Source organism: Micromonospora echinofusca, from assembly GCF_017614955.1.
In the GTDB taxonomy this organism is placed as follows: Bacteria; Actinomycetota; Actinomycetes; order Mycobacteriales; family Micromonosporaceae; genus Micromonospora; species Micromonospora echinofusca_A.
On record NZ_WVUH01000389.1, the window covers coordinates 1 to 6,216 of the forward strand.

Below are 6,216 nucleotides of genomic sequence, written 5' to 3' on the forward strand. Positions count from 1 at the left end.
ACGTCGCCCAGGAACTCAACGGCCGCCCACGACAGACGCTCGGCTGGGACAACCCAGCCGAGCGTCTGCGTGATCTACTGACAACCACATAAGCCATCAGGTGTTGCGACGACCCCCAGAAACCGCCTCGCTTCTGGTATAGGAAGGGGCCCTTCCTCACACCTCAGGGCAGCGGCCACTCGTGCACCGGGCGGTTGCTGTGCATCAGGGTCACGTAGTGCCGGACCACCTCGCGTAGCGCCGCCGGCCGGTCCAGGTGGTCGCTGGCCTCGAACCGGTGCAGCGCCTCGACCTGCCAGCTCGCCCCGTTGCGCCCGGTCAGGCAGCGCTGCTCGATCACCGTCAGCAGCCGGTCCCGCTCGTCGGGGGCCACCCCCCACCGGTCCAGCCCCTCGTACGCCAGCGGCAGCAGCCGGCGCAGCACCAGCTCGGTCACCGGGACGTACCCCAGACCCGGCCAGAAGACCTGCGCGTCGATGCCGTGCCGGGCGCAGCCGTAGAAGTTCTCCTCGGCGGCGCTGAACGACATCTGGGACCACAGCGGCCGGTCCGACTCGGCGAGCGCACGGACCAGGCCGAAGTAGAACGCGCCGTTGGCGATGGTGTCCAGCACGGTCGGCCCGGCCGGGAGCACCCGGTTCTCCACCCGCAGGTGCGGCCGGCCGCGCAGTACGTCGTACACCGGTCGGTTCCACCGGTAGATGGTGCCGTTGTGCAGGCGCAGCTCGGCCAGTTTCGGGACGTCGCCACCGGCCAGGGTGCGGGCCGGGTCCTCCTCGTCGCAGACCGGCAGCAGCGCCGGGAAGTAGCGGACGTTCTCCTCGAAGAGGTCGAAGACGTTGGTGATCCAGCGTTCCCCGAACCACACCCGGGGGCGTACCCCCTGCGCCTTGATCTCCTCCGAGCGGGTGTCGGTGGCCTGCTGGAACAGCGGTATCCGGGTCTCCGCCCACAGGTGGCGGCCGAACAGGAACGGGGCGTTCGCGCCGAGGGCGACCTGCACCCCGGCGATCGCCTGGGCGGCGTTCCAGTAGTCGGCGAACTGGGCCGGACTGACCTGGAGGTGGAACTGGGTGCTGGTGCAGGCGGCCTCGGGCAGGATGGTGTCGGCGGTGGTGGTGAGGCGTTCCACGCCGTTGACCGCGATCTCCAGGTCCTCCCCCCGGGCGGCGAAGATCTGCTCGTTGAGCAGGGCGTACCGGGGGTTCGCGGACAGGTTGGCCCGGCTGAGGTGTTCGGGGCGCAGGGTGGGCAGGATGCCGATCATCACCATGTGCGCGCCCACCGTACGGGCCCGTTCCTCGGCCGAGTTGAGGCTGGCCCGGACGTGCGTCTCGAACTCGCCGGCACCGTGCCCGGCGAGCCGCCGGGGTGCCACGTTGATCTCCACGTTGAACTGGCCCAGCTCGGTCTGGAAGGCCGGGTCGGCGATCGCGGCGAGCACGTCGGCGTTGCGCATCGCTGGTTGGTACCCGTCGTCGACGAGGTTGAGTTCGATCTCCAGGCCGGTCATCGGCCGGTCGACGTCGAACCGCGACTCGCGGAGCATCTCGGCGAACACGTCCAGACAGCGGCGGACCTTTTCCCGGTACCGGGCCCGGTCCTCGCGCGTGAAGGTGCGCACCCCGACGTCCTCACCCATCTGTCACCATCCCGTCACGTCCTGGTCCTTACAAGCTTGCACCGCCCGGGCGCCCGGGAAAGGGCCCACCGTCCTTTTGCCCAGAGCCGAAGGGAGTGATGCCCGTCCGACTTCCGGACGCCGCCGCCGAGGCCGCTCCCGGCAGCGCATACCATGGCCAACCGGACAGGTGAGAGGAGAACGATGGGCGCCAGGGTGACCAGACTGTTCGTGCTGGCGGCGATCGCCGAGGCGATCTCCTGGGCGGCCCTGCTCGCCGGGATGGCGGTCAAGTACGGCCCGCCCGGCAACGAGCTGGGCGTGCAGGTGTTCGGCCCGATTCACGGCGCACTCTTCGTCGCGTACGGTCTGCTGGTGCTGGCGGTCGCCCGGATCCACCGGTGGAGCCTGCTCGCCACCGGGGTGGCACTGGCCTGCGCGGTCCCGCCCTTCGCCACCCTGGTCTTCGAGCGCTGGGCCCGCCGTCGGGGTCTGCTCGGCCAGGTCGCTCCGGTGGCCGCCGTTTGCGAGAGCACCCCGCTGGCCGGCTGAGGAGCAAGGCGCTACGACCGGGCCGCGCACGTCCTGGGCGCTGTGGGGAGCGGACCGGAGTCGGTCTGCTCCCCGGTGTCAGGTCAGGACGGTGCAGGCGCCGATCAGGCCGAGCAGGAGCACCCCGAGCATGGCCTGGAGCACCAGCGGCGGGCCGAGGTGCGACCATACGGTCGGGATCCGGGGGGTGAGCAGCTGCCCGCTGGTGATGTTGACGATCCGCTCGATCCGGGGGGCGAGGTCCGGATCCTTCTGCTGGCGGACGGTGAGCTGGATGTGGTCCCCCGGGTGCAGGGCGCTCTGCGGCAGGTGGCCGTGCAGCTCCAACTCGCAGATCCGGTTGTCGGCGTCGCGGACCTGCAACGGGGTGACCAGGTATTCCGGGCCCTTCTTCAGGTCCTTCCACTTCCGGCGGCTGCCGGCGCCGGTGCCGGCCCGCAGCACCGAGGTGACCAGCAGGCCGATCAGCCGGACCACCCCGGCGGCGGTGAGCACCGCGACGAGGATCGGCTGCCCGACCTTCAGCTCCCGTGAGTAGCCGTCCAGCAGCCGGACCACCCGTCCGGTGACGATCGGGCCGACCGGGCGGGTACGCCGCTGCGGGTACAGCTCACTGCTCATCGCCTACCACCCAAAGTCCGCTCATCTTCACCGATCGTATCGACGGCCGGAGCATGAAGACGTGAATGAACCATTCATGGGCGTGGCGCGCGGCGCGCGGGCGTGGCCCATGGTGCGTGGGCGTGCGCTGGCGCGCGTGGTGCGTGGGCGTGGCGCGGGGCCCGGCCGAACGACCGGCTGCCCGGTCAGGTGAACTCCCCGACGGCACGGGTATGCGCAGGGCCGAGCTGGAAGGGGGTCGACCATGCAGCTGTCGTTCCTGCGCCCGGTCTACGACCGTCCCGGACCGTGGTGCTCGGTCTATCTGGACGCCTCACGGGACACCGAGGACGCCCACCCCGCGCTTGATCTGCGCTGGCGGGCGCTGAAGGGGCAGTTGATCGACCAGGGTGCCGAAAAGGAGAGTATCGACGCGCTCGACCGGTTGGTCCGGGGACACGAACCGATGCCCGGGGACTACGGGTTGGCCGCCTTCGCCACCCGGGGACGGGTCGCGCTCAGCGAGTACCTCGCCGCGCCGCCGCCGAAGGACCTCGCCACGTACGGGCCGCTGCCGCACACCATGCCGCTGGTCGCGCAGCGGGGCGAACAGGTGGCCTGGGTGCGGGTACTGACCGACCGGGCCGAGGCCGACGTGGAGTCGGTCAGCGCGGGCGGCGTACCCCGCCGGGCGCACGTCAAGGGCCGGGAGACGTACCAGCTCAGCCGGGTCAGCCCGGGCGGCTGGTCCCAGTCACGGTACCAGCGGGCGGCGATGGAGGCCTGGCACCACAACACCGGTGACGCGGCGGCGGCGACCACCGAACTGGCCGACCGGATCGGTGCCGAGGTGGTGGTGGTCGCCGGAGACGTGCGGGCCACCGGGATGCTCGCCGCGCAGTTGCCCAGCCGCTGGCAGGACCGGGTGGTCCGGACCGACGCGGGCAAACGGGCCCGGGGGGCGGACCGGACCCTGCTGGACGACATCACCGCCCAGGTCGTCGCCGAGGCCGCCGAGGCGCACATCAGCGAGGCACTGGACCGGTTCGGCACCCAGGAGGACATCGGCGGGGGGCTCGACGCGGTGGTCTCCGCGCTGCAACGCGCGCAGGTCGACACCATGCTGATCGTCGACGACCCGTCCTCGACCGACCAGCTCTGGATCGGGCCCGAGCCCACCCAGATCGCCTGCGACCCGCAGACGCTCGCCGACCTGTCGGTACCGGATCCGCAGCAGGTCCGTGCCGACGACGCCCTGGTCCGCGCGCTGGTCGGCACCGACGCGGAGGTCGCCGTCCTGGGCCGGGACGAGGCCCCCGGGCTGACCGACGGGATCGGCGCGGTGCTCCGCTACGCCGACGCGGCCACCCCGGGACGGGGCCGTGGCTGAGTCCCGGTCGTCGTGGGGCGCGACCGGGGTGGCCCCGGCGCGGCGGGTGGCCGACCTGGTCGTGGAGCGGCTGCGGGCCTGGCAGGTACCCCGGGTCTTCGGCTGCCCCGGCTCGGCGGTCACCCCGATCGTCGACGCGTTCGCCGACGCCGGCGGCGACCCCGCGTTCGTGCCGGCCCGGCACGAGGAGACCGCCGCGTTCATGGCGGTCGGGCACGCCAAGTACACCGGCGGGACCGGCGTCTGCCTGGCCAACCAGGGCCCCGGCGCGGTGCACCTGCTCAACGGTCTCTACGACGCCAAACTGGACAGCAAGCCGGTGGTCGCGTTGATCGGCCAGGAGACCGCCGGTCCGCTCGGTCGGGCGCACGCCGACATCGAGATCGGACGGCTGTTCAGCGACGTCTGCCACCAGTTCGTCCGTACCGTGCAGACCGTCGAGCAGGTGTCGGCGCTGCTGGACCGGGCCATCCAGACGGCGGTGGCCACCCGCAGCCCCACCTGCCTGGTGCTGCCGTACGAGATCCAGGTCGCCCCGGCTCCACCGGCACCGTCGCCCGCCCCGGGCGGCGGGGTGCTGGCCGCCAACCCGGGGCTGCCGCTGGCCCGGGTTCTGCCGCACGACGCCGATCTCAACGCCGCGGCGCAGGTGCTCTCCTCCGGCCGGCGGGTGGCGCTGCTGGTCGGGCAGGGCGGCTACGGGGCCGCCGACGAGATCCAGGCGCTGGCCGACCGGTTGGGCGCCGGGGTCGCCACGTCCCTGCTGGGCAAGCCGGTGCTCGACGAGCGCCTGCCGTTCCACACGGGCGTCATCGGGGACGTGGGTGGTGACGCCAGTGCCCAGCTCATGGCCGGCTGCGACACCCTGCTGCTGATCGGTACCAACGATCCGTGGACCGGGTACCTGCCGCCGCCGGGACAGGCCCGGGTGGTGCAGATCGACATCGACGGGCGGCGGGTGGGCAGCCGGTACCCGGTGGACGTACCGCTGATCGGCGACGCGGCCGAGACCCTCCGGGCGTTGATCGACCGGATCCCCGATCGGCCCGGCCGGCAGTGGCGGGAGACGGTCGAGGCGTCCGTGGACCGGTGGCGCGGTACCGCCGTCGAGCGGGCCGGGCAACCGGGGGAGCCGGTCAACCCGCGACTGGTCTTCCAGGAACTGTCGCCCCGGCTGCCCCCGGACGCGGCGGTCGCGGTGGACGTCGGCTCGGTCACCTACTGGTACGCCCGGCACGTGCAACTGCCACCCGGGGTCTCCGCGCACCTCTGCGGCACCCTGGGCTCGGTCGGCTGCGCCCTGCCGTACGCGATCGCGGCGAAGCTGGCCGCACCGGAGCAGCCGGTGATCGCCCTGCTCGGTGACGGCGCGATGCAGCTCACCGGGCTGGCCGAACTGATCACCGTGGCCCAGCACTGGCGGCGGTGGGCCGATCCGAGGTTCGTGCTGCTGGTGCTGAACAACCGGGACCGTTCCGGGGTCGGCGACCACCGGGAACCGCGGGCCCCGGAGGTCGTCGAGCGGCTGCCGGACGTGCCGTACGCCGGTTGGGCCCGCCTGCTCGGCCTGCACGGGCTGCGGGTGGACCGGCCGGAACTGGTCGGACCGGCCTGGGACGAGGCCCTGGCCGCGGACCGGCCGACGCTGATCGAGGCGGTGGTCGACCCGGTGGTGCCGTTGGACCCACCGGACCAGCCCTTCGCCGACCTGCGGGGGGTCCTCGCCGATGCCGACGCCGCCCGTCGGGTGCACGACCAGGTGCTGCGTACCCACGTCACGGTGGACAGCCGGGACCTCGGATAGCGGCACGTCGCCGTGCGGTCCGGTGCTGGAGGGCGCGTCCGGTCCGGTGCCGGAGGGAGCGTCCGGTCCGGTCCGGCGACCGCCCGGAAGCATCCGGTACGGCGGCGAACCGCCCCGGCGCGGCGAAGGGGAGCGCCGTTCGGATTACCCGACCGTGGTAGCTGATGCCCCGTTTGAACCGCATCGGGGCGGGAAGCCGGGGCGCGTGGCGAGCGAGCGGGGAAAGGTGGACGGGGTGCGGAGCACGCG

The 6,216-nt window shown here is 72.7% G+C and carries 5 protein-coding genes; 3 read left to right on the plus strand and 2 right to left on the minus strand.

Annotation, left to right across the window (positions count from 1 at the left end; all coding sequences use genetic code 11):
- Positions 1-163: 163 nt before the first annotated feature.
- On the minus strand, positions 164-1,642 hold the full coding sequence (locus GSF22_RS29175) for a glutamate--cysteine ligase (protein WP_208817129.1): 1,479 nt from the start codon (positions 1,640-1,642) through the stop codon (positions 164-166).
- Positions 1,643-1,825: 183 nt separating this feature from the next.
- Between GSF22_RS29175 and GSF22_RS29180 the strand changes: the two genes are divergently transcribed.
- A complete protein-coding gene (locus GSF22_RS29180; protein ID WP_208817130.1) occupies positions 1,826-2,173 on the plus strand; it encodes a DUF3817 domain-containing protein in 348 nt (115 codons plus the stop codon).
- 78 nt (positions 2,174-2,251) lie between these two features.
- Here GSF22_RS29180 and GSF22_RS29185 read toward each other — a convergent pair whose 3' ends face one another.
- On the minus strand, positions 2,252-2,794 hold the full coding sequence (locus GSF22_RS29185) for a hypothetical protein (RefSeq protein ID WP_208817131.1): 543 nt from the start codon (positions 2,792-2,794) through the stop codon (positions 2,252-2,254).
- A 244-nt stretch (positions 2,795-3,038) separates the two neighbouring features.
- Between GSF22_RS29185 and GSF22_RS29190 the strand changes: the two genes are divergently transcribed.
- Both GSF22_RS29190 and GSF22_RS29195 read left to right on the plus strand, forming a co-directional pair.
- On the plus strand, positions 3,039-4,163 hold the full coding sequence (locus GSF22_RS29190) for a baeRF2 domain-containing protein (protein ID WP_208817132.1): 1,125 nt from the start codon (positions 3,039-3,041) through the stop codon (positions 4,161-4,163).
- On the plus strand, positions 4,156-5,967 hold the full coding sequence (locus GSF22_RS29195; RefSeq protein WP_307804427.1) for a thiamine pyrophosphate-binding protein: 1,812 nt from the start codon (positions 4,156-4,158) through the stop codon (positions 5,965-5,967). Before GSF22_RS29190 ends, GSF22_RS29195 begins: the two co-directional genes overlap by 8 nt.
- Positions 5,968-6,216: the final 249 nt, after the last annotated feature.